General features: G+C 41.1%; 20 protein-coding genes. 3 read left to right on the forward strand and 17 right to left on the reverse strand.

What is annotated here, in order from left to right:
* Window positions 1-139: 139 nt before the first annotated feature.
* The 5 genes from K1I56_RS08965 to K1I56_RS08985 all read right to left on the reverse strand — a co-directional run bounded on the left by K1I56_RS08965 (window position 140) and on the right by K1I56_RS08985 (window position 6,640).
* Window positions 140-1,066: an ATP-binding cassette domain-containing protein gene (locus K1I56_RS08965; RefSeq protein WP_003010296.1), complete on the reverse strand. Its 927-nt coding sequence runs from the start codon at window positions 1,064-1,066 to the stop codon at window positions 140-142.
* Window positions 1,067-1,076: 10 nt separating this feature from the next.
* Entirely contained in the window at window positions 1,077-2,144 is a 1,068-nt protein-coding gene (locus tag K1I56_RS08970; protein WP_003010293.1) for an ABC transporter ATP-binding protein, read from the reverse strand.
* Window positions 2,145-2,155: 11 nt separating this feature from the next.
* On the reverse strand, window positions 2,156-3,082 hold the full coding sequence (gene oppC, locus K1I56_RS08975; protein ID WP_201037685.1) for an oligopeptide ABC transporter permease OppC: 927 nt from the start codon (window positions 3,080-3,082) through the stop codon (window positions 2,156-2,158).
* The gene (locus K1I56_RS08980; RefSeq protein ID WP_023919303.1) at window positions 3,082-4,581 is read right to left on the reverse strand and encodes an ABC transporter permease; all 1,500 of its coding nucleotides are present in this window, start codon (window positions 4,579-4,581) and stop codon (window positions 3,082-3,084) included. Before K1I56_RS08980 ends, oppC begins: the two co-directional genes overlap by 1 nt.
* 73 nt (window positions 4,582-4,654) lie before the next feature.
* Window positions 4,655-6,640: a peptide ABC transporter substrate-binding protein gene (locus K1I56_RS08985; protein ID WP_201037686.1), complete on the reverse strand. Its 1,986-nt coding sequence runs from the start codon at window positions 6,638-6,640 to the stop codon at window positions 4,655-4,657.
* Window positions 6,641-6,845: 205 nt separating this feature from the next.
* On the opposite strand from K1I56_RS08985, the gene K1I56_RS08990 reads away from it, so the two are divergent.
* Window positions 6,846-8,087 carry a serine hydrolase gene (locus K1I56_RS08990; protein WP_223325792.1) on the forward strand — a complete coding sequence of 414 codons (1,242 nt, stop codon included), beginning with the start codon at window positions 6,846-6,848 and terminating at the stop codon, window positions 8,085-8,087.
* A gap of 56 nt (window positions 8,088-8,143) precedes the next feature.
* On the opposite strand, the gene sufB is transcribed toward K1I56_RS08990, so the two are convergent.
* The 9 genes from sufB to K1I56_RS09035 all read right to left on the reverse strand — a co-directional run bounded on the left by sufB (window position 8,144) and on the right by K1I56_RS09035 (window position 18,358).
* Complete coding sequence (gene sufB, locus K1I56_RS08995; RefSeq protein WP_003010279.1) at window positions 8,144-9,556, reverse strand: Fe-S cluster assembly protein SufB; 1,413 nt, start codon at window positions 9,554-9,556, stop codon at window positions 8,144-8,146.
* 32 nt (window positions 9,557-9,588) lie between these two features.
* Window positions 9,589-10,023 (reverse strand): Fe-S cluster assembly sulfur transfer protein SufU, encoded by a 435-nt coding sequence (gene sufU, locus K1I56_RS09000; RefSeq protein WP_003010276.1) that lies wholly within the window; start codon window positions 10,021-10,023, stop codon window positions 9,589-9,591.
* Window positions 10,010-11,236, reverse strand: coding sequence for a cysteine desulfurase (locus tag K1I56_RS09005; protein ID WP_223325793.1), 1,227 nt, complete (start codon window positions 11,234-11,236; stop codon window positions 10,010-10,012). Before K1I56_RS09005 ends, sufU begins: the two co-directional genes overlap by 14 nt.
* A gap of 9 nt (window positions 11,237-11,245) precedes the next feature.
* Complete coding sequence (sufD, locus tag K1I56_RS09010) at window positions 11,246-12,508, reverse strand: Fe-S cluster assembly protein SufD (RefSeq protein WP_223325794.1); 1,263 nt, start codon at window positions 12,506-12,508, stop codon at window positions 11,246-11,248.
* A 66-nt stretch (window positions 12,509-12,574) separates the two neighbouring features.
* Window positions 12,575-13,345 carry a Fe-S cluster assembly ATPase SufC gene (sufC, locus tag K1I56_RS09015; protein WP_003004238.1) on the reverse strand — a complete coding sequence of 257 codons (771 nt, stop codon included), beginning with the start codon at window positions 13,343-13,345 and terminating at the stop codon, window positions 12,575-12,577.
* A gap of 133 nt (window positions 13,346-13,478) precedes the next feature.
* Window positions 13,479-14,636 carry a glycosyltransferase family 4 protein gene (locus K1I56_RS09020; RefSeq protein WP_223325795.1) on the reverse strand — a complete coding sequence of 386 codons (1,158 nt, stop codon included), beginning with the start codon at window positions 14,634-14,636 and terminating at the stop codon, window positions 13,479-13,481.
* The gene (gene mecA / locus K1I56_RS09025) at window positions 14,633-15,370 is read right to left on the reverse strand and encodes an adaptor protein MecA (RefSeq protein WP_003004768.1); all 738 of its coding nucleotides are present in this window, start codon (window positions 15,368-15,370) and stop codon (window positions 14,633-14,635) included. Before mecA ends, K1I56_RS09020 begins: the two co-directional genes overlap by 4 nt.
* Window positions 15,371-15,505: 135 nt before the next feature.
* Window positions 15,506-16,342, reverse strand: a complete 837-nt coding sequence (locus K1I56_RS09030) for an undecaprenyl-diphosphate phosphatase (protein ID WP_013904699.1) — start codon at window positions 16,340-16,342, stop codon at window positions 15,506-15,508.
* Window positions 16,343-16,450: 108 nt separating this feature from the next.
* Window positions 16,451-18,358 (reverse strand): DUF2207 domain-containing protein, encoded by a 1,908-nt coding sequence (locus tag K1I56_RS09035; protein ID WP_223325796.1) that lies wholly within the window; start codon window positions 18,356-18,358, stop codon window positions 16,451-16,453.
* A gap of 117 nt (window positions 18,359-18,475) precedes the next feature.
* On the opposite strand from K1I56_RS09035, the gene K1I56_RS09040 reads away from it, so the two are divergent.
* Entirely contained in the window at window positions 18,476-20,050 is a 1,575-nt protein-coding gene (locus K1I56_RS09040) for an ABC transporter substrate-binding protein/permease (RefSeq protein ID WP_223325797.1), read from the forward strand.
* Window positions 20,050-20,790 carry an amino acid ABC transporter ATP-binding protein gene (locus K1I56_RS09045; protein ID WP_223325798.1) on the forward strand — a complete coding sequence of 247 codons (741 nt, stop codon included), beginning with the start codon at window positions 20,050-20,052 and terminating at the stop codon, window positions 20,788-20,790. Before K1I56_RS09040 ends, K1I56_RS09045 begins: the two co-directional genes overlap by 1 nt.
* Window positions 20,791-20,910: 120 nt before the next feature.
* Here the strand turns inward: K1I56_RS09045 and K1I56_RS09050 are convergent, their stop codons facing one another.
* From K1I56_RS09050 to ilvA, 3 genes are all read right to left on the reverse strand, one after another.
* The gene (locus K1I56_RS09050) at window positions 20,911-21,126 is read right to left on the reverse strand and encodes a capsule biosynthesis transcriptional regulator (protein ID WP_003004771.1); all 216 of its coding nucleotides are present in this window, start codon (window positions 21,124-21,126) and stop codon (window positions 20,911-20,913) included.
* A 108-nt stretch (window positions 21,127-21,234) separates the two neighbouring features.
* The gene (locus tag K1I56_RS09055; protein WP_003010253.1) at window positions 21,235-22,128 is read right to left on the reverse strand and encodes an SPFH domain-containing protein; all 894 of its coding nucleotides are present in this window, start codon (window positions 22,126-22,128) and stop codon (window positions 21,235-21,237) included.
* 110 nt (window positions 22,129-22,238) lie between these two features.
* Complete coding sequence (gene ilvA, locus K1I56_RS09060; RefSeq protein ID WP_023919315.1) at window positions 22,239-23,489, reverse strand: threonine ammonia-lyase IlvA; 1,251 nt, start codon at window positions 23,487-23,489, stop codon at window positions 22,239-22,241.
* Window positions 23,490-23,538 lie beyond the last annotated feature (49 nt).

Here is a 23,538-nt window from a genome sequence, read left to right on the forward strand (position 1 = left end):
TTTTCAAAGGTCTTTGTCGCTCTCGCGCGACAACTATATTAGTATATCATGACCTTACCTTACTGTCAACACTTTTTCTCAAAAAATTTTATTTTTTTGAAAGTTTTTTTGAAATAAAAAAATAGAGAGGGAATCCTCTCTATTTATATTCTTGTCTGTATTTGTTTTCTTCAGCTTTGTTAGCCCATACATAATGACCTGGTTTAATTTCAACCATTTGTGGTTTATCTTCAGAGTAATCATGTTGTTCTGGATCGTAGATTTTTAGAACTTTTTTACGTTCTAGAATTGGATCTGGAATTGGGACTGCTGAAAGTAGGGATTGGGTGTATGGATGGATTGGGTGATTAAATAGCTCTTCAGTTTCTGCTACTTCTACAATAACCCCTTTATAGATAACTGCAATACGGTCAGAAATGAAGCGCACAACTGACAAGTCATGGGCGATAAAGAGATAGGTCAAGCCTAATTCTCTTTGGAATTTTTTCAAAAGGTTCAAGACCTGTGCACGTACTGAAACGTCAAGGGCTGAGATTGGTTCATCCGCAATGACAAATTCTGGTTCCATGACAAGAGCACGGGCAATACCGATCCGTTGACGTTGACCACCTGAGAATTCGTGAGGATAACGTGTCAAATGTTCTGCTAGAAGCCCAACTTCATGCATAATATTTTTTACTTTTTCCTGACGTTCTTCTTCGCTGTTAAACAAATGGTGGTTGATCAAACCTTCGGAGATAATATAATCAACTGTAGCACGTTCATTCAAACTTGCTGCTGGGTCTTGGAAGATCATTTGAATTTTACGGATCAACTCTGATTTTTCACTATGAGAGTTTTTTCCGTTGATCTTGCGACCGTCATAAATAATTTCTCCAGCACTTGTATCATTCAGACCGATGATCGCACGTCCAATTGTTGTCTTCCCACTTCCTGATTCACCAACAAGAGAGAAAGTTTCTCCCTTATTAATGAAAAAGTTGGCGTTCTTTACAGCAACGAATTTTTTACTTCCTTCACCGAAGGAAATTTCTAAATCTTTAATTTCAACTAATTTTTCAGTCATTTCCTTCCTCCTATTCTGTAATGTGAGTGAAGCCCATTTTTGAGCCAATCTTTTCGTGAAGGTTTTCGATTACTTCTGGTTTATGAACTGTTGGTGCATCTGGATGGAGCAACCATGTCTTAGCCCAGTGAGTATCGGTTACTTTGAAAGCAGGTGCCTCTTCTTCAAAATCAATCTGCATCGCATAGTCTGAACGAAGTGCAAAAGCATCTCCTTTAATCGGAGCATACAATGAAGGCGGAGTTCCTGGAATAGAGTAAAGATCACCATCTGAGGTTGACAATTGAGGCAAGCTTGAAAGCAAGCTCCATGTGTAGGGATGTTTTGGATCGTAGAAAATTTCTTCTACTTTACCAAACTCAACAATTTCTCCAGCATACATAACGGCTACTTTATCTGCAATACTTGCAACCACACCTAAGTCGTGGGTGATAAAGATAACTGTAAATTGGTATTCTTTTTGAAGGGATTTCAACAAATCAATGATTTGCGCTTGAATGGTTACGTCAAGGGCTGTTGTTGGTTCGTCACAGATTAAAATATCTGGACGGCAGGCCAAGGCGATGGCAATAACGATCCGTTGACGCATCCCACCTGAATATTGGAATGGATACTCATCAAAACGACGTTCAGCATCTGGAATTCCAACTTTCTCCATATAGTCCAAAGCCATTTCTTTGGCTTCTTTAGCTGTTTTCCCTTGGTGTTTGATAATGACTTCTGTAATTTGTGAACCAATTGTGTTGATTGGGTCCAAACTTGTCATTGGGTCTTGGAAAATTGTAGCGATCTTAGATCCACGAATATTTTCCCAATCTTTATTCGATTTCAAATCTGTCAATTCTTGACCACGGTATTTAATCGAACCTTGGGCAATACGGCCGTTATCTTCTAACATTCCGGTGAACGTTTTTGTCAAAACTGATTTCCCTGAACCTGACTCACCAACTAAGGCAAGAACTTCACCTTCTTCTAGCTCAAGCGATACGCCACGAATAGCTGTCAATACGCGATCGCGCACGTCAAATTCCACTACGATATCTTGAGCAGATAAAATAATATTGTTATTTGATGTCATATCTACTCCTCCTATCTATGTGTACGTGGGTCGCTGGCATCGGCCAAGTTTTGTCCGACGATAAAGAATGACAAGGATACTAAAATCAAAACGGTAAGCGGAATCCAGAATAGGTAGGCATTTGTAGTTACGTTTTGAGAATAGTCAGAAATCAACCGTCCCAAACTTGGAACTGTAATTGGAAGACCAAGTCCGAAGAAGGAAAGGAAAGCTTCGTAAGAAATAAAACTTGGTAACATTTGTGATGTTTGGGTCACGATTACAGATACCAATTGAGGTAAAATATTTTTCGTAACAATTTTCAAAGTTGGCGTTCCTAATGTTCGACTGGCCAAGTTGTACTCCAAATCACGGTAACGCATGATTTGAACACGAATCATGTAGGCAATTCCGATCCATCCTGTTAAGGACATGGCAAGAATCAAGTTCCAGAAACCAGATCCCATTGAGTAAGTCAAGACGATAACGATCAACATAAATGGAATGTTTGAAATAACGTTATAAACTTCCATCATGATACGGTCGATGGATTTTGAGATTCCCCAAATTCCACCAACGATGACTCCGACCACCACGTTAATAACAGTTGCGATAAAGGAAATGATAATAGAATTTCGAGCACCAAACCAAACTCCATCAAAGAGGGATTTACCGTTGTTATCTGTACCAAATAGTGCTTTCCCACTTGGTGGATTCAAACGAGCAGTAAAGTCATTGACCTTACTAACATCATTGTAATCAAAATTTGAAAACATAGGGTAGATAAAACTCATCAAGAGAATCCCAATCAAAACAGCAAGCATAATGATCGTGGTTCTTTTCTTAAAGAATTGTCTGAATACAGATTTCCAGTATGAATATGCTGGAGCATCGATTACTTCAGAGGCAAAGTCATCGCGTTTTACAAACTGAAATTTATTTTTATCGATTGTAGCCATTATTTGCCTCCTTTCGTATTCGTTAATTTAATCCGTGGGTCAAGTACCGTCATCAAGATATCACCTAACATGGCAGCAAAGATACCAAGCGATGTGAAGATGAAGACAAGTCCGATAACCATGGTGTTGTTTGATGCTTTAATAGAGTCAATCAACATTTTACCCATACCTGGGAAAGCGAAGACTGTTTCAGTAAGTGTCGCACCTGAGATAACTCCAATAATAGATGTCGGGATACCAGATACCAATGGAACCATCGCATTTTTGAAGATGTGTTTTTTTGAAATCTCACGTTCTGATAATCCTTTTGAACGAGCAAAACGGACGAAATCTTGTGAATGGATATCAATCATGTAACGACGAATCCAAACGGCGTTAAATGGTGCACTCAATAAACCAAGAATCAGGGACGGCAATACATATGAACGCCAATCCTGTGCTCCAAGAACTGGGAATGAGTCTGGAAGCCCAAAGAATGAACCTGCTAAACGGACAATGTAGACCGAAGCAATGGTTGGGAGAGACATCATAAATGTCAAAGCAGCTGTTGAGATGCTATCAAACCATGAGTTCTTGAACAGAGCCATGTAAGATCCTAATGGGATCGCAATCAAATAAGAAATTGCAATACCAATCAAACCAATGATTGAAGAAGATGCAATCATGGATGGATTCTCATAGTTGCTCAAAGTTGCTGTATACGCATCCCCTTTACCAAATCGACTGATATCTTGTGAATCTGCCTTACTTGGTGATTTGTAGGTACGTGAGTAGATATCAATTGATGATGTTTTCTTACCTGTTGGGAAGTTCACTTCACTCTTCTTAGTCGTTCCTTGTCCTTGGGTAATAACTTGAAGAACTGGGGTATTTGAATATGTTGGATATGAATTTCCTAGGTTTAAGGTCACAAAGTTTTGGTGTACATATGGGAATTGACCGTTGAAGTACAAAAGATATTTATGTTTCGTACCAGAACCCACTACAGACCATCCAATAGACGGATCATTTTCAATGCGGATATAGCGTTTGAGGTTTGGATTTGAAGCATCTTTCACCCAACCTGGATGATCAAATTGAATCAAATTCGCATAGAAGCTGACGACACGTTCAAAAACTGGAATTTCACGCACTGCATAGAAAGACTTACTTTCTGGGAAACGTTTCAACTGCCAACCATGACCTAATTTGTTAATGTATTCTTTATAGATCTTTTCATTAGCAGTAGTCGCATCAACTGTTACAGAAGAATCTTCTTTACTTGCTTTTTGTTGCAAGCTCTTTGAATCCATGTATTCCAAATAACCCATGCGATCATAGACTGTATTTTCGTAGTTGATCTTCGAATCTTTTGTCTTCGCTACTTTATTGTAGTTAGGGTCATTTTTAAAGATGAGATTTCTCGGTGTTAGCGTATAGATAATCATGTAGGTTAATGTCGTGACGAGAAAGATCGACACTAACGAACGCAAAATACGCATAAAAACATATTTTTTCATATTTCATTCCTTTAATGTCCAAAAGAACTTTCTCCCCTAGAAGAGAAAGTTCTAATGAAAAGCAATAATTTAATTATTTAACGTGTTTTTCAAGATCTTGTTGAGCTTTTTTGTTTGACTCAGCTTTTTCTTTTTGCCATTTTTCACGTGCTTGTTCGTATTGTTTCTTAGTAACAGGTTCATCCTGAACTTCTACATATTTGAAGTAAGCTGATCCTTTGTTACCTGTTTGAGCTGATGGGCCAGAGAATGGAACCACTTTAGAAACAACTGTTGCTGCGCCTGTGCTTGACATTGTTGGGATTACCAAGGCACTGTCACTCAACCAAGCTTGAGCAGCAGCATATTTTTCGTAACGTTTAGCTACATCAAGTGATTCGCTATTAGCATCTGCAAGAAGTTTCGCATACTCATCCAAGCCAACTGCTTTGGCTGAAGCATTATCTACACCACCTGCAAAACCAAGGTAGACTTTTGTTTGGTCTTCTGATGATGGTTGAAGAGTATCAAGGTAAGTTGATGGATCATCGTAGTCTGGGTTCCATCCGACCAATCCTTGAAGATCCCAATCTGCATCTGCAGCTGATGGAACATTCAATGTGATGTTCAACACCTCGTCTTGGTCCATCATTTGAAGGTCAAGGACAACATTGTCTTTACCAAGAGTATCTTCCACTGTTTGTTTCAATGATTGCATCCGTGAAACAAAGTTTGTAGAGTTTTGTGCCACTGGTACGTCAATATGAATTGGGAATTGAACGCCATCTTTTTGAAGTTCAGCTTTTGCTTTTTCAAGTTGTGCTTTTGCTTTGTCTTTGTTGTAAAGACCGTCTTGACCATCTGCAAGGTTGACACCTTTCCATTGATCACCATATGTACTCAATTTATCTGCAACCACATCTCCAAAGTCTTTTCCATTCACTTGCACAAAGGCTGGAGCTGTGTAGGTATTACGGATAGCTGGTTTAGCAAATGCTTTACTATTTACTTGCGCTGAGTAGTTTTCACGGTTCAAGGCAAAAGTGATAGCTTGACGGAAATCTTTGTTCAAGATTGCTTTCTTAGTTGCAGTCTTTTCAGCATCTGATTTCTTAGCAGTGTGTTTGTATGATTGACGGTCAATGTTGAAACCAAGAACCGCTACCCCTGAACCAGCCGGTGTATTATAGATGTTGTCTTTGTATTTTTTAGATACAGTTGCAAAGTTTGAACTTGCCGGGAAAAGACGAGCAGCTGTATAAGCACCATCAGAGAAACCACGCGCCAATGAATCTTGGTCTGATCCATCATAATAAGTGAGTTTCACTTCTTTAAGGTGAACGTTTTTCTTATCCCAGTAGTTGTCATTCTTTTCAAATACAACAGATGATTTTGAAGTGATTGATTTAAGAAGGAAAGGTCCGTTTGCAAGGATTGATTTCACATCGTTTGGTTGACCAAAATCATCTCCCTTACTCTTCAAGAACTCTGTGCTAATTGGGAACAAGATTCCGTTTGTTGTTTTAGAGTTCCAGAAGGTTTCAGGTTTGTTCAATGTATATTGAAGTGTGTAATCATCAACAGCTTTGACACCAACTTGGCTAAAGTCTGTAGTTTTTCCTTGTACATAATCATCCAAGCCTTTGACAGAACCTTGAACAAGTGAAAGGGTTTCAGATTTTTTATCAGCAGCGTGTTTCAAACCAGTTACGAAGTCTTTGGCAGTCACTTCACCATGTTCTTCACCATCTGCATCGTACCATTTAACACCCTTACGAATCTTGTAGGTATAAGTCAAACCATCTTTTGAAACAGACCAATCTTCTGCAAGTGATGGCACAAGATTTCCATACTTGTCATTTGCCATCAAACCATCTACGACATTTGTAGTGATATCATGTGTAGCAGCTTTAGAAGATACAGTGTAGTCCAAAGTTTGAGGATCATCTGTGTAGACATAACCATAGTTTTTGTCTTCACCTGAGCTTGCTTTACTAGTATTTGAACCAGAACATGCAGCCAACAATCCAGCTGCAAGGAGTGTTACTCCGGCAACTGCGAATACTTTACCTTTTTTCATAGGAATTCTCCAATAGTTTTTTTAGATTTGTTTAAGATTATATCACAACTAAAAAAAAAAGTAAACTAAATTTTCTGAATATTCGCTTCAACACCATCCAAAAGCCTTGCTATGACTGATTTTTTAGCCTAATTGATGATTTTACGATTTTCCATTAATCATTTGTATGATACAATAGAGAGGACTAAGCAACGAGGAAACAACTGTGAAAAAATTCTTTCTTTCTTTTTTAACCTTCATCCTGCTGTTATGCAGTTTACCTTATCAAGTAGTTCTGGCAGATGAGCTAGAACTTCCTGCTCAAAGTGCTATTGCTGTTGAAGCTGATACAGGTAAAATTTTATATGAAAAGGATTCAGAGAAAAAGCGAGATGTGGGGGGACTATCTACACTCTTGACCACTTATCTGATTTTCGAAGCTATTCATGAAAAAAAACTTTCTCTAAAAGATCCTATCAAACTGTCTGAGAAAGCTCTGGCCTTAAATGATATCGAAGGTGCTGGTACTCTTCCTATGGAGGCAAACCAATATACAGTTGAACAGTTATTGACTGCTCTTTTAGTTGGAAATTCTAGCACTGCTGCCTTGGCCTTAGCTGAGAAAGTGGGTGGCTCTGAGAAAAGCTTCGTTGAAATGATGAAGCAAAAATTGTCTACCTGGGGCATTAAATCTCCCCACTTGATCAACGCGACAGGCTTAAATACACAAACCATCAGTGGAGATCCTGAAGGGAAAGAGGATGAAAATCAATTGAGTGCTTATGATATTGCTGTTATTGCCAAGCACTTACTCCAGGATTTTCCTGAAGTGACCAAATATACTTCAAAACCCACTGCTCTTTTTTCAAACACGCAGATTGAAAACCCCAACCTGATGCTAGAAGGCATGCCGAATTACCGTTCTGGAGTTGATGGCCTACGGGTCAGCAACTCTACCAAAGGTGGCATCACCTTTGCTGCATCAACAACGCAAAATGGCATCCATATGATCACTGTTGTCCTAGGAGTGGAGGCAGTTGACGGTGATCCGTATGCACGTTTTGTGGCTACTTCTTCTCTGATGAACTACGTGGTACGGACCTTTGTTTCTTCCATTGTCGTCAAAGAAGGAGATCCCTACGGAAAAAGTAAGGCAACTATCATGGATGGGAAGTCAGATACTGTTTTAGCTGTTGCAAAAAAAGACTTCTATATCGTCGAAAAACAAGGTAGTCAAGCGGAACCAAAAATTCAATTCAAGAGTGACCAAGAATCATTCCGAGCACCTGTCAAATCAGGCACTAATCTTGGAAAATTACACTACACTGATCCAGATAAAATCGGACGTGGCTACTTAGAAGATCAAGAGCCAACGGTCGATATGGTAGCAGGAAGAACCATTGAGAAAAGCTTCTTCTTAAAAGTTTGGTGGAATGAATTCGTCCGTTATGTCAACGAAAAATTATAAGCAAAAAAATCACAATGGAGTCAAATCCATTGTGATTTTTGATTGATGAAAATGAATTATCCTACAGATCCTTCCATTTCGTAGCTAATGAGTCGGTTTAACTCAACGGCATATTCCATTGGAAGTTCTTTTGTAAAGGGCTCTACAAATCCCATGACAATCATTTCTGTCGCTTCTGATTCAGACAAACCACGACTCATCAAATAATACAGTTGTTCTTCTGAGATTTTTGAAACCTTGGCTTCGTGCTCCAAAGCAACTTGTGAGTTGTGGATTTCATTAAATGGAATCGTATCTGATGCAGATAAATCATCCATGATAATGGTGTCACACTCGATGTGAGAAACTGATTTCTTGGAATTTTTGTTAAAGGTAACTTGTCCACGGTAGTCTACCTTTCCGCCACCTTTCGCGATGGATTTAGATACGATAGACGAGCTAGTGTGAGGTGCATTGTGGATCATCTTGGCACCTGTATCTTGGTGTTGACCTGCATTCGCAAAGGCAATGGACAACATGGTCCCGCGCGCTCCTTCTCCATCTAGATAAACAGATGGGTACTTCATGGTTGTCTTCGCACCTAGGTTTCCATCGATCCACTCAACTGTAGCATCTTTTTGGGCTTTGGCCCGCTTGGTGACCAAGTTATAGACATTGTCAGACCAGTTTTGGATAGTCGTGTAGCGCATATAAGCACCATCCAAGGCAAAGATCTCAACAATCGCTGCATGGAGGCTATTGCTTGAGTAGGTCGGCGCTGTACAGCCTTCTACATAGTGGACACTTGCTCCCTCATCCACAATAATCAAAGTGCGCTCAAACTGACCTGTATTTTCATTGTTGATACGGAAGTAAGTTTGAAGTGGGACGTCTACTTTTACACCTTTTGGTACATAAATGAAGGTTCCACCAGACCAGACTGCTGAGTTGAGGGCAGCCAATTTGTTGTCCGTTGGTGGTACTAACTTCGCAAAATACTGTTTGAAAAGGTCTGGATATTCTTTTAGGGCAGAATCCGTATCGGTAAAGATAATCCCCAACTTTTCAAACTCTTCTTTCATATTGTGGTAAACCACTTCTGATTCATACTGAGCAGAAGCCCCCGCTAAGTAAGCACGTTCCGCTTCAGGAATCCCGATACGCTCAAAGGTTTCCTTGATTTTCTCTGGGACTTCGTCCCATGAACGGGCAGGTTTATCCGAAGGTTTTTGATAATAGATCAAATCATCAAAGTCAATTTCTGATAGATCGGCTCCCCAGGTTTGCATGGGCATCTTTTTGAAGGTTTCAAAAGATTTCAAACGGAATTCGAGCATCCATTCTGGTTCATTTTTTGCTGCAGACAATTCACGAATAACCGCTTCATTCAATCCCTTCCCGGTAGAGAGAATGGGTTGAACGTCATCGTGAAATCCAAATTTATATTCACCGAGATCAATTGGTTTCGGTTCGACTCTTTCTTCAGCCATAATTTCCTTTCTTTCTCTGTTTCTTCTTTTAATTATTTGCTACGTTCGATCGCTTTTTTGAGAGCATTCCAGGAGAGGGTCGCACATTTAATCCGTTGTGGGAATTTTGAGACTCCAGATAAGAAGGCTGCGTCTCCTAATTCCTCTTGGCGAGGATCTGACTGGCCTTGGACCATTTCTGAAAAGACCTGTGCCAATTCTTCGACTTCCTCTTTTGTTTTTCCCATTACAGCATCTGTCATCATACTAGCTGAAGCCGTTGAGATCGTACAGCCTGAATTCACAAAGGCAATATCTTCCACCCTGTCATTCTCATCAAATTTCACACTTAACTGGATCACATCTCCACAAGTTGGATTGTTGAGTTGGATCTGATCAACATCTTCAATTTGTCCTTGGTGGTGGGGGTGTTTTGAATGATCGGCTACGACCGCCATGTACAGCGAATCTAATTTAGAAAGTGCCATTGAAAAACTCCTTTGCTTTGATCAATGCCTCAATTAATTTATCACAGTCCGCTTTGGTGTTGTAGATATAAAAACTTGCTCTCGTTGTCGCTGGGACTTGTAGGTATTGAAGGAGCGGTTGTGCACAGTGGTGACCTGCACGAACGGCAATCCCTTCATAATCTAGTGCTGTTGCTAAGTCATGCGGATGGAGATCTCCTAGATTAAAGGAAATGACGCCAGAACGTTGGGCTAAGTCTTGGGAACCATAGATGGTCAAGCCTTCGATAGCCTGTAATTTTGGAAACACATAGGCAATCAGTTTTTGCTCATGCGCTTCTACCTGGTCCATACCCAGCTCTTCTAAGTAATCGATTGCTGCACCAAGACCAATTGCTCCCGCCATATTAGGTGTTCCAGCTTCAAATTTCCAAGGCAATTCCTTCCAAGAGGCAGATTGTTCGTAAACAAAGTCAATCATCTCGCCCCCATACTCGATTGGAGACATTTGCTCTAAGATTTCTTCCTTCCCATAGAGGACACCAATCCCTGTTGGTGCAGCCATCTTATGGCCAGAAAAAGCAAAGAAATCCGCATCTAAGTCTTGTACATCAATGGCCATATGAGGGGTTGATTGAGCCCCATCTACGACCATGATCGCTCCAACTTCATGGGCTAATCGAGCAATTTCCTTGATCGGATTGACCACCCCTAAGACATTCGAAGCATGGGTGATGGAGACAAATTTTGTCTTCTCACTAAGCTTGCTCTTTAAGTCCTGCATATCCAGTAAGCCATCTTTTAGATAGACATAGACCAGTTTTGCTCCTGTCTTCTTGCAGGCTTGCTGCCAAGGAATGATGTTGGAATGATGTTCCATGATGGAAATCAAGACTTCGTCCCCTTCATTTAGGACTTCTTCTGCATAGCGAGCTACCCAGTTGAGTCCAGTCGTTGTCCCTCTTGTAAAGAGCACCTCCTTGGTTGATGAAGCGTTGATAAATTTTCTGACTTTCTCACGCGCCGCCTCATAGGCTGCTGTCGCTCGTTCAGCCAAAGTATGAACTCCACGATGAACATTGGCGTTATCTTGCAAATAATAGTGATTAACTGCTTCAAGAACAGGTTTAGGTTTTTGCGTCGTTGCTGCATTATCTAGATAAACCAAAGGCTCATCGTGAACTAGTTGATCGAGAATGGGAAAATCTTGAGCAATCGTATTTTTATCTAGCATTGTTTCTCCTTAGCGTTGAGATAACTTTTCTTCGATGGTGGCAATCATTTCATCACGTACTTCTTTAACTGGAATTTCAACAATAACAGATCCCAAGAAACCACGCACCACTAAGCGTTCTGCTGTGTGTTGATCCAGACCACGACTCATGAGGTAATACATATCTTCTGGGTCCACTTGACCGATCGATGCAGCATGGCCTGCTGTGACGTCATTTTCATCAATCAAGAGGATTGGGTTGGCATCTGAACGCGCTTGATCCGATAACATCAAGACACGGCTTTCTTGCTGAGCATCTGCTCCTTTAGCCCCCTTGATAATATGACCAATTCCGTTAAAGGTCAAGGTTCCTTTTTCAAGAATAACCCCGTGTTGCAAGATATTTCCGATCGAGTTGCAACCAAAGTTGGTCACGCGGGTGTCAATTCCTTGCACCTGACGACCGCTTGATAAGGCAACGACTTTCAAATCTGCATGACTTCCATTTCCAACCAAGTCACTGTCAAAGTCTGCAACTACGTTACCTTCGTTCATAACACCGATAGCCCAATCAATGCTGGCATCCTGACCTAGTTTCCCACGTCGACTGATGTAGGCTGTGACATTTTCACCCAAGCGGTCAATCGCCGCAAATTTCACTTGGGCACCTGAGCGGGCAATCACCTCAACCGTCACATTCGCAGTTGCTTTTGCTGAACCTTCACCTTTTGATTCTAGGCGTTCCAAATAGCTGAACTTGCTGTTTTTGCCTGCAATAATCAAAATGTGTTTATTAAAAGGTACATCACTATCACTATCCTGGTAGAAAATGCCTTCGATTGGTTCTGAAATTTCGACGTTATCTGGAATATAGAGGACAGCCCCACTATTAAAGTATGCTGTGTGGTAAGCTGCTAGCTTGTCGTCATCGTATTTGACTGAAGACATGAAGTAGTCTTCCACCACCTTCGGAATTTCTTCTAGGGCAGTATGGAAATCTGTGAAAAGGACTCCTTGGTCTGCCAAGGCTTGTGGCACCTGTTCAAATACAGTTTGGGTTCCAACTTGTACCAATTTCAAGTTTGAATCAAGGGCTGTAAAATCAGGAACATTGGCAGAAGCCTCGCTTTCTGTGATCGTCCCATCCCCAAGGTTCCAGCGGTGAAATTTGACACGTTCAATGGCTGGCAATTCCAACTGATCGATCTTGTCAAAAGCTTTTTTTCGTAATTCTTGCAGCCAGCTTGGCTCAGCATGCAGTTCCGAAAAGAGGGTAATATTTTCAATACTCATTTTTTTCTCCTAATAAAGATACTATCTGTTTGATTTTATGACAACATTAGATCACTTGTCATCAGGTTATAGTTCTTCTTTATAGTCGTAACCGAGTTCTTCTGCGAGTTGAGCATAGCCTTCACGTTCCAAGCGGGCAGCCAATTCTGGTCCACCTGAAAGCACGACACGGCCTTCCATCATCACATGAACGACGTCAGGAGTAATATAGTTCAACAAACGTTGGTAGTGGGTGATGATCATAGCTCCAAAACCTTCACCCCGCATTGCATTAACCCCTTTAGATACGACCTTAAGAGCATCGATATCCAAACCAGAGTCAATTTCATCCAAAAGGGCAAATGTTGGTTCCAACATCAACAATTGAAGGATTTCATTGCGTTTTTTCTCACCACCAGAGAAGCCTTCGTTCAAATAGCGTTCTGCCATTTCTTCTTTCATATTGAGCAATTCCATCTTTTCATCCAATTTTTTTATGAAATCACGAATAGAGATCTTCTCATCCTCTTCTTTACCAGCATTCATGGCTGCACGTAAAAATTCTGCATTCGTAATTCCTGGGATTTCTGAAGGGTATTGCATGGCAAGGAACAAGCCCATCCGTGCACGTTCGTCTACTTCCAATTCCAAGATGTTGACACCATCAAACAGAATCTCCCCTTTGGTTACTTCATAATTTGGGTTTCCCATAATGGCAGCTGACAGAGTAGATTTTCCTGTTCCGTTTGGTCCCATGATGGCTGCGATCTCACCAGTTTTTAGGGTCAGGTTTACACCTTTTAAAATTTCTTTGCCTTCAATTTCAACGTGAAGGTCTTTAATTTCTAATGTCGACATTGCATTCCCTTTCTTTTTACTTTGAAGTCTAGAAGGTTCTCAAAGCATCGATTCCTTCATCACAAAGTATTTTTTACCTTTCAAGTATATCAAAAAAAAGCCTAAATGGCTTTTCTTTTGATTAGAACTATTCTTATTTAGTTTTTTCTTTTCGTTTTTGACGAACTTCCTCACGGTAGGAGGAATTCCCTATATAGCGCAGAACATTTAACAAAGGACTATGATGTGGCCCCAGAACCCCGATCAATTCTGCTAACAACTCTACTCCAAACAAGAGCCCGATCACAAGTAGGACGCCCCCAATGCGGCTCGAGATATTGAGTAAGAGAGAAATCAAGGAGAAGATCATCGAAATCCCATAGATCACAAGCACAGTTCCCCGATGTGTCAAGCCCAGAGAAAGAAGTCGATGGTGCAAGTGATTGCGATCCGGTTTATAAAATTTTTGACCAGACAGGGTCCGACGGATAATGGCTAAAAAGGTATCTGTAATCGGTACTCCGAGGATAATCATTGGTGTGACTACCGCAACAGCTGTCGCATTTTTCAAACCTTGCAAGGACAAGACAGAAATCATAAATCCGATAAACAGGGCACCGGTGTCTCCCAGATAGAGAATGGCCGGATGGTAATTAAAGGGAAAGAAGCCAGCGATGGACGCAACCAATACAAAGATCGTCATCGTCAGAAAGAGATTGGGTACTGGTAGAAAGAAATAGGACACAATCCCCATTGTCACTAGGGAAATAATAGAGACCCCACTCACTAAGCCATCCAATCCATCAATCAGATTGACCGCATTGGTAATGGCAACAATCCAAATCACTGTCAAAAGATACGATAGCCATGGTTCAAAATGAAGTAAGGGACCACCAAATGGAATCTTGAAATCATTCAGCCGAAAATCTGTCAAAAACCAGACTAGACTCGCTGCAAGCAGGATACCGATCATCTTTTTCTTGGCTGACAACTCTTTTACATCATCAATCAAGCCTGTGAGAGTAATAATCCATCCCGCTCCTACGACCGGCAAGGTATAGGATAGGTAACTTTTGATTGGTGCGGTGGTGGATGTCAGCATAGGAATAAAGACGAGAGTCGCAATCGAAAAAGCGATCACAATAGACAGTCCACCCGCGCTTGGCATGGGCTTGGTATTGATCCGACGCGCATTCGGATAATCCACTGCATCAATCTTAAAGGAGAATAAGCGAACCAAGGGCGTCAATACCAAGGCAATCATAAAAGTCCCAATCAGCACCAGAACAAATTGCAAGGAAAAGGACATCATAAGCTAGCAACTTTCTTCAAATTCTCAATCGCGCCAGATACCATTAGTAAGTGACCATGTTCCTGCAGAACGGCTCGTGTTACTTCTGAATCATCTGCATACTCCCGAATGATGGCCAGTAACCAAGTCGGATATTGATTTGGTTGGTCCTCTGTATCGATCAAGACAGTTAAATAATAATCAGATCCCATTTTGTATAATTCAGAGGTATCCACTGGAAAGCTGACCGTTTTTGAAAAGGCAACTGCTTGCTGGATATTTGAAAAACGCAAAATGTAATAAATATACTGACTTACTGGTGCTTCAGATGTAGGATCTTGTTCTTGATTGTCCCGTAACTCTTCTTGTTCCAAATGGTGAATAGCTTCTGCATCCCCTTTTGTCTTATCAGAGATCGTTTTTTCCAAGGTTTTGATAAATTCATCTGGCGTCATGCGCGACAATTCTTCCATATCAGGAAGATCTGACAAATCCTCAAAATCCAATTGTTGATCAATTTTTGATTTGGTAACAAAAACATCCAATTTATCTGGTTTTGGTGTCACGCGAAAACTCAGCATCCCGCTATCCAGGAAGCTTTCTGGCATTTCGAGTTCATCCAAAATGGCATAGAAAAATTCTTCTGTTTTTTCTTGCGGGACAAGGAAATCAGCAATTTCCATTCCGCGTTCTTCTAAGTCTTCTAGTTGGATCGTGATCTTAATAGTTGAATCACTAATTTGCTTCATCTTCATAGCATAACCTCATACTTCTAGTCTTACTATTATACTAAAAAATTGGATAGAATTCAAAAAAAGGATGCATAGAAAAGAGGTCGGGACAAAAGTCTCCAACCTCGAAAAATAATTTGATCAAGTTCAAGCCTTCTCTTAGAAAATAACACGGAAGAGTCCATACAATAGCAAGATGGAACCAAGAACAATCCGGTATTTCCCAAAGACGGTGAAATCATGATTTTTCACATAATCTGTCAAGAAGCGGATAGCGTACATGCTGACCACAAAGGCCACTCCCATCGCTACCAGTAGAATAAAGAGTTGCCCCAGTGCTAGTGAATGTCCGCCAAGAGCGAATTTTCCAACCTTTAAGAGGCTAGCGCCAAACATGGCTGGGATCCCTAAATAAAAGGTAAATTCTGTCACCACTGGACGGCTAACACCATTGATCAAGCCGCCTACAATCGTAGCACCTGAACGGCTTGTTCCTGGAAATAGCGATAAAACTTGGAAGAGTCCGATATAAAGAGCTGTTCGATAAGGGAGCTTATGCAATTCCGTTACTGCTGGCTCAACCTGTTCTCGTCTTTCCAGATAGATAAAGGCAATCCCGTAGGTGATCAACATAATCGCAACGGAAATCGAATTGTGAAAATGCGCCTCAAACCAATCATCCAATTTAAAAACAAAGACAAGCGGGAGCGTTGCAACCGCAACTTTTGCCCATAATTGCCAAGTTCGACGTACTTCTAGTGGAGATTTCCCCGGTTTGAAGGGATACAATTTATCGAAATAAATCACCACAACCGCTAGGATCGCACCCAATTGGATCACGACATTGAACATCTCCATAAAGGCTGGATCTTGATTTTTAAACTGCACAAAATCCTGTAACAGAATCAAGTGACCTGTACTTGAGATCGGTAACCATTCTGTAATCCCCTCGACAATCCCAAAAAGAACCGCCTTGATTAATTCGATCAGAAACATCTTTTTCTCCTAAACTTACATTTGCTCTATTATATCATAAATCTATGGACTGGACCAGACCTTCTAAACTAGAAGGGAAAGAGCGACCAAGACCATTCTTAGTGCTGCTTAGAAGGCACCAAAGCCTCCTCCGCCTCCTCCGCCAGAGAAACCTCCTCCACTACCAGAGGAAACTGTGAAATGACTAGCTGTCGATGCTGTCGATCCATAAGTAGACATGGCATGACTTGAGTGGGTCACATCATGATAGAACGGGGTGTAAACGAAGGCGTTTAAGGCTTGATTTTCTAAATGAATATTCCGAAGTTTCATGACCTTTGTGACCTGATCGGCCACACCATACAAGGCCGCATAGACCAATAAGCGATTCCATAGGACCAGAGACTGCAACTCTGCATCGTTGAGGTGAGCAATTTCTTTCAACATCCGACCAAAACTATCCCAGTAATAGCGTTGCTCAGCACCCGCAAGATTGACAACACCATCTCGTAGGCAGGCTTTAAAGACACCATTGAAGCGCACTGGCATAAACCAAAGTATGAGGATCCCTATCAAACAAGGAACAGAGAACCACCCCATCCCAAAGATAGCAAAGATTTCTGCTCCAAAGGCGATAAACCAAGCAGCCCAACCAAAGAAGAGACTTCGTCTAGCTTGCGCTTCTTCTTTTGCTTCTAAAGGGCGATAGTAGCTTGGCAAATGGAGATCTTCCACCTTGCGATGAACATCTCTGGCCACTTGGTTGACAGCCGTATCAAAGCGACCCTGAGCCCAACTTCCTAGTGAACGAATGGCATCTTGATCTGCTTTTTTGGCATGTTTGTATACATCATCACTAAATTTATAATTTTCAAAGAGACGGTTAACAGGACAGGAAACTTGATCCCCAAAAGCCATATTCATAAAGGAGCGTTCAAAATCATCCACATGTCCATGAGACTTCCTGGTCAAAACGACTTCATTTCCTTGTTGCTCGTAGACAATCACTCCACGGTCCATCAGATCCAGCAAAGTAGCTTGAAGCATTTTTTCAAATGTAAACACCGGCGGAGTCGCCTTCTCTTTATTAGTCGGGGAGGCCTCGTCTAATTCAGCTGAATAAACAACCGAGCTCATGACAAGAGGTGCAATATCCTGTGGAATTTCATAAAGACGAGTATCGGTCGGATAGGTCACACCAGGCCAAATCATTTTTTTGAACCGATTGCGACCCAAGAGAGAAAGAAGCCAGAGTGCAATAATGAAGGCTGGCAAGATCCAGTTCCAAAACATGCGTGTCCAGTATTTTTCCTGTTCAATTTTAGCTTGGTTCTTGTGAAATTCATCCAATTTGGTCAATCCTGTATTTCGACCAGAATCATACAAAGTAGTTAGGTCTGACTTCAACCAGTAACCATACAACTCCACAGCCTTTCCTTTGCCTAGGTTATAGAAAGTAGCAGAATAGATTCCATCTTCTTTTTTTACAGTCACATCTGGTCCCATAAAGGCTGTATGGATATACAGTTCCGATTGGGCATTGGCTGGTGCGAACTTAGGAATGACACGAAATTGAACTTCATCCACCTTCTGATCACCATCAGTAATTGGTTTCCAGTTCAACTGCAAGATATCCTTGTGTGAATAAAGAAGATTTTTTAATTTCCATGTGACTTTAATTTTGACTGTATCTGTCGCCACACCACTGTTATAAATTTTCACTCGGTAGCCATCACCTAGATTCGTAATCTCGGGTTCTCTTTGAAGATCACGGCCTTCCACCTCAACCTTTGGCGGCATCTCAATTGCAAAGCCTTGTGGCATATTCCCCGCCGTTCCTAGACTAACATACTGCCCTCTGTAGGAATCTTTGAAATAATAGACCAACTCCTCCTCATAGGTGGCGTCGTCCCAGGTGTCCAAGGTCAAGGTTCCACCATAGTACAATACATCATAAGAGGGGCTGGATGCATGGACGTTCTGACTGACAAAAAGGCAGGCCAGAAAGGCGAAAAAAACATACAAATACTTTTTCATTTGATCACGCTCCTTTGTATTATTATAGCATTTTTTAAATAAAAAGAGGAGCATGCTTGAAATGCAACCTATTTTACCGTACAATAGGAAGAGTTAAAATAAGGAAGAGGAGAAAAAATGAAAAAAACAATCATTGGAGTCTTTGTCGGAATAGTAACTGTTTTGTTAATTTTTCTGGCGATCACTCACTCTGTAAAAGAAGAAGGTTATCTGCGCATTGGTATGGAGGCTGCCTATGCGCCTTTTAACTGGACTCAAAAAGACGATTCAAATGGTGCTGTTAAAATTGATGGTACTAATCAATATGCCAATGGATATGATGTTCAAATCGCCAAAAAGGTAGCAGAGAAACTTGGGAAAAAACCACTTATTGTCAAAACATCTTGGAATGGACTAATCCCAGCTCTGTCATCTGGAAAAATTGACATGATTATTGCAGGGATGAGTCCTACCGCAGAACGAAAAAAAGAAATAGCTTTCTCTAACAGCTACTATACCAGTGAGCCAGTTATGCTCGTTCGCAAAGATGGAAAATATGCAAATGCTACTACCTTAGATGACTTTAAAGATGCAAAGGTCACCTCTCAACAAGGTGTCTACCTATATAATCTTATTTCACAACTAAAAGGTTCTAAGAAAGTAACTGCTATGGGAGACTTTGCCCAAATGCGCCAAGCTTTAGAATCTGGTGTCATCGATGCCTATGTCTCAGAACGTCCAGAAGCATTGACAGCTGAATCTGCCAATTCAAATTTTAAAATGATTCAATTTAAAAATGGTTTTAAAGTTGGGAAAGAGGATGCTACGATCGCTATCGGGATGAAGAAAGGTGATAGCCGGATTGACCAAATTAATGCTGCTTTAGCAAACATTTCTACTAAAGAGCAAGTCAAACTAATGGATGACATGGTGACAAAGCAACCTGTTTCAACCGATACTACTGAGAGTAAAGAATCGTTCTTTGATCAAGTTGTGAACATCTTAAAAGAAAGTAGCCCACAGTTCTTACGCGGAACCGGAATGACCCTTTTGATTTCCATGACTGGGACAATTGCTGGATTAATCATCGGGTTGTTGATTGGCGTTTACCGGACAGCTCCGAAAGCAAAAAATAAAGTTCTTGCTGGATGCCAAACTGCCTTTGGTTTGTTCTTGAACGTCTATATTGAAATCTTCCGTGGGACACCTATGATTGTACAATCTATGGTTATTTACTACGGAACAGCTCAAGCCTTTGGGATTTCAATCGATCGGACCCTCGCTGCCATTGTCATCGTATCAATCAATACCGGAGCTTATATGAGTGAGATTGTTCGTGGTGGGATCTTAGCAGTGGATCCAGGTCAGTTTGAAGCAGCGACTGCTCTAGGAATGACCCATGGACAAACCATGCGCAAGGTCGTCCTTCCACAGGTTGTTCGCAATATCTTGCCAGCAACAGGGAATGAATTTGTTATTAACATCAAGGATACATCTGTTTTGAATGTTATCTCTGTAGTTGAACTGTACTTTACAGGAAATACGGTCGCAACTCAAAACTACCAATACTTCCCAACCTTTACGATCATCGCTGTGATTTACTTCGTTCTTACCTTTACCATCACACGAATTCTTCGCTACATCGAACGTCGCTTAGATTCTGATACTTATACTACAGGTGCCAATCAAATGCAAGTCAATGAGGTGAAATAATGGCAGAAAAAATTCTTGAAATCCAACATTTAAAAAAATCTTATGGTCAAAATGAGGTTTTGAAAGATATTTCGCTCACGGTTGAAAAAGGAGAGGTAATCTCCATCATCGGGAGCTCTGGTAGCGGAAAATCAACCTTTCTTCGCTCCATCAATCTTCTAGAGACTCCTACTGCCGGAGAGATTCTCTATCGTGGGCAAAATGTTCTTGATCCTGAGTATGATCTTACCCACTACCGCGAGAAATTGGGAATGGTGTTCCAAAGCTTTAATCTCTTTGAAAATTTAAATGTCTTAGAAAATACGATCGTTGCACAAACGACCGTCCTCAAGCGTGATCGTGAAACCGCAGAAAAAGTTGCCAAAGAAAACCTTGAAAAAGTCGGTATGGGATCTCAATATTGGGCTGCCCGTCCGAAACAACTTTCAGGTGGTCAAAAGCAACGGGTCGCTATCGCACGTGCCCTCTCTATGGATCCTGATGCCATTCTCTTCGATGAACCCACTTCTGCCCTAGATCCAGAAATGGTTGGAGAAGTCTTGAAAATCATGCAGGACCTGGCAAAAGAAGGTCTCACCATGATTGTTGTCACCCACGAAATGGAATTTGCTCGCGATGTCTCTAGCCATGTCATCTTCATGGACAAGGGTGTCATTGCTGAACAAGGAGATCCAAAAGAAATCTTTAGCAATCCAAAAGAAGAACGGACCAAGGAATTTCTTCAACGCTTCTTACATTAATCTCTTGAAACAGTTTGCTTACCAGTATGGAAGCAAGCTGTTTTTTTGTACCTCCTCTTCTTTTAAGGCATAGAAAAAAACCAGAGAGCAAACTCTCTGGTTTTTAATTGGAACAACAAATTAATCTTCGAATTTTTGATGATTTTTGTCATAAAAATCAATCAATCCGAGTGCAGTTTCAAACGAGATGTTCTTCACTTTTGCACGTCCTTGAGCCAAGGCAATGATAGACATTTCACGGGCATTTGTTTCTTTACTGATACGATATCCCGTAATTTTCTTATCGCGTACCCATCCAACAACTGATTCTACTTTTTCAAAGTTCGATTTAGCCATGATCTTTCTCCTATATTATTATTTCCAATACTAATATAAATTGTTTTGCACATTTTGTCAACTAAAATCGCTGAAAATACGAACCTTTTTTAAAAAATGAGAAATAGTTTACTTTGCTTTCAGGGCTGATAATATTTGTGTACGAATGTTTTCGACCCCATCTGGGTTAGCTGGTAGGAAAATCGTATTATTCCCTTCTTTATCTGCAAAATTATTTAGGGTATCCAAGTACTGGTTGGTTAAGAGAATAGACATGATTTGTTCTTCGGTCAAGTCTACATTCGCACCTTTTAACTCTTTAATAGAGTCTGCCAATCCATCGACAATGGCCTTCCGTTGCTCGGCAATACCAACCCCGTGCAAACGGTCTTTTTCCGCCTCAGCTTCGGCAGCAGTCACGATCTTGATCTTATCTGCTTCTGCCAATTCCTGAGCCGCCACGCGTTTTCTTTGCGCTGCATTGATCTCGTTCATGGATTGTTTCACTTCGGCATCTGGCTCAACTTTGGTGATCAAGGTTTTAACAATAATATATCCATAAGTTGACATTTCTTCTGCCACTTGTTTTTGAACTTCAAGAGCGATTTCATCTTTTTTCTCAAATAATTCATCCAAGGTCAACTTAGGCACAGAAGAACGAAGAGCATCTTCAATGTATGATTTAATCTGTGATTCTGGACGCATGAGTTTGTAGTAGGCATCCTTTACGTTGCTTTCGTTCACTCGGTATTGCGTCGCCACATTCATGGTAACGAATACGTTATCCTGAGTTTTTGTTTCAACCACGATCTCACTCTGCAAGACGCGCAATTGAACTCGTGCGGCAATTTTATCGATGCCAAAAGGCGCTCGCATATGAATGCCACTATCGCTAATTTTTTGATAACGTCCGAAACGCTCGATGATGGCAACGGATTGTTGCTTGACCACATATAGTGAGCTAATCACAATGAATCCTGCAACCATTAGCAAGAATAAAATAAAGATAAAAAATCCAGGCATAAAAAATTCCTCCTTTTAATTTACGCATATCATATCACAAGTCTTGATAAAAAAGCAATATATTCCATAAAAATATATTGCTTAAATAGTCGATTATTTCTGCATGATACTCAGACCAGCATATTATAGAGAGTTTCATTGCCGTTCAAGTTAATGAAAGACGGATCAAAACGCTCGATACGGTTAACCAAGCCTGCATAGTCATGCTTATTGGCCAAAGTAACCCCAATCAAGACAGGGCCAGTTCCCTTACTAGCACGCTTGATGTATTCAAAACGTGTGATATCATCATTTGGTCCTAAGATATCATTTACAAATTCGCGAAGGGCCCCTGGACGTTGTGGGAAGTTGACGATAAAGTAGTGTTTTACTCCATCGTAGATCAAAGCCCGTTCTTCCATTTCAGGCATACGGTTGATGTCATTGTTCCCACCTGAGATAATACAACAAATGGTTTTCCCCTTGATGTATTCGCGCAAGATTTCAAGGGATGCCACACTGGCCGCTCCTGCTGGTTCAGCTACGATCCCTTGTTTGGAATAAAGATCAATCAAGGTCTCTGAAATCAAGCCTTCATCGACCCCAACCAGGGTTTCCACATGTTGACGGGTCACTTCATAAGTCAATTGTCCCACCTTTTGCACAGCAATCCCGTCTGCAAACTTATCGATTTCTGGTAATTTGACGGGACCACCTGCTTCAAAAGCAGCCTTCATGGAGCGCGCTCCTTCAGCCTCTACCCCAATGACCTCAATCCGAGGCTCTGTTTCTTTGATGTAGGTAGAAACACCTGAAATGAGGCCTCCTCCACCGACAGGGACAAGGACAGCATCAAAAGAAATCGATTCTTTTCGAGCTTCCTCAAGAATTTCATAGGCCACTGTTCCTTGGCCAGCCTGTACATGTGGATCATCAAACGGGTCAATAAAGGTCCGTTTTTCTGCAAGAGTAAATTCTTGGGCCGCCTTAGCTGATGCATCAAAGGTATCCCCCACCAACTTAATCGTTACATAGTCCCCACCAAAGAAGCGGACTTGGCCGATCTTTTGTTGCGGTGTTGTAATCGGCATGAAGATGGTTGCTGGAATCTTCATTTCATTACAAGTATAAGCAACCCCTTGCGCATGGTTTCCCGCAGAAGCACACACTACACCACGCTCACGCTCTTCTTTTGAGAGTTGAGAAATTGCAAAATACGCTCCACGAATCTTGAAAGAACGAACACGTTGGGCGTTTTCTTTTTTCAAATAAATCTTTGCCCCATATTTTTCAGATAAATAGTGGTCGTATTCAAGGGGCGTATTGACAACGACTCCACTTAATATTTTATGGGCCTTGGCCACATCTTTTGCTGTTATCATTTCTTACCTCTGTTGCTGTGTATTGATCAAAAAAGCAAGCTAGGGTGTC

This window comes from Streptococcus parasanguinis, assembly GCF_019929185.1.
In the GTDB taxonomy this organism is placed as follows: domain Bacteria; phylum Bacillota; class Bacilli; order Lactobacillales; family Streptococcaceae; genus Streptococcus; species Streptococcus parasanguinis_O.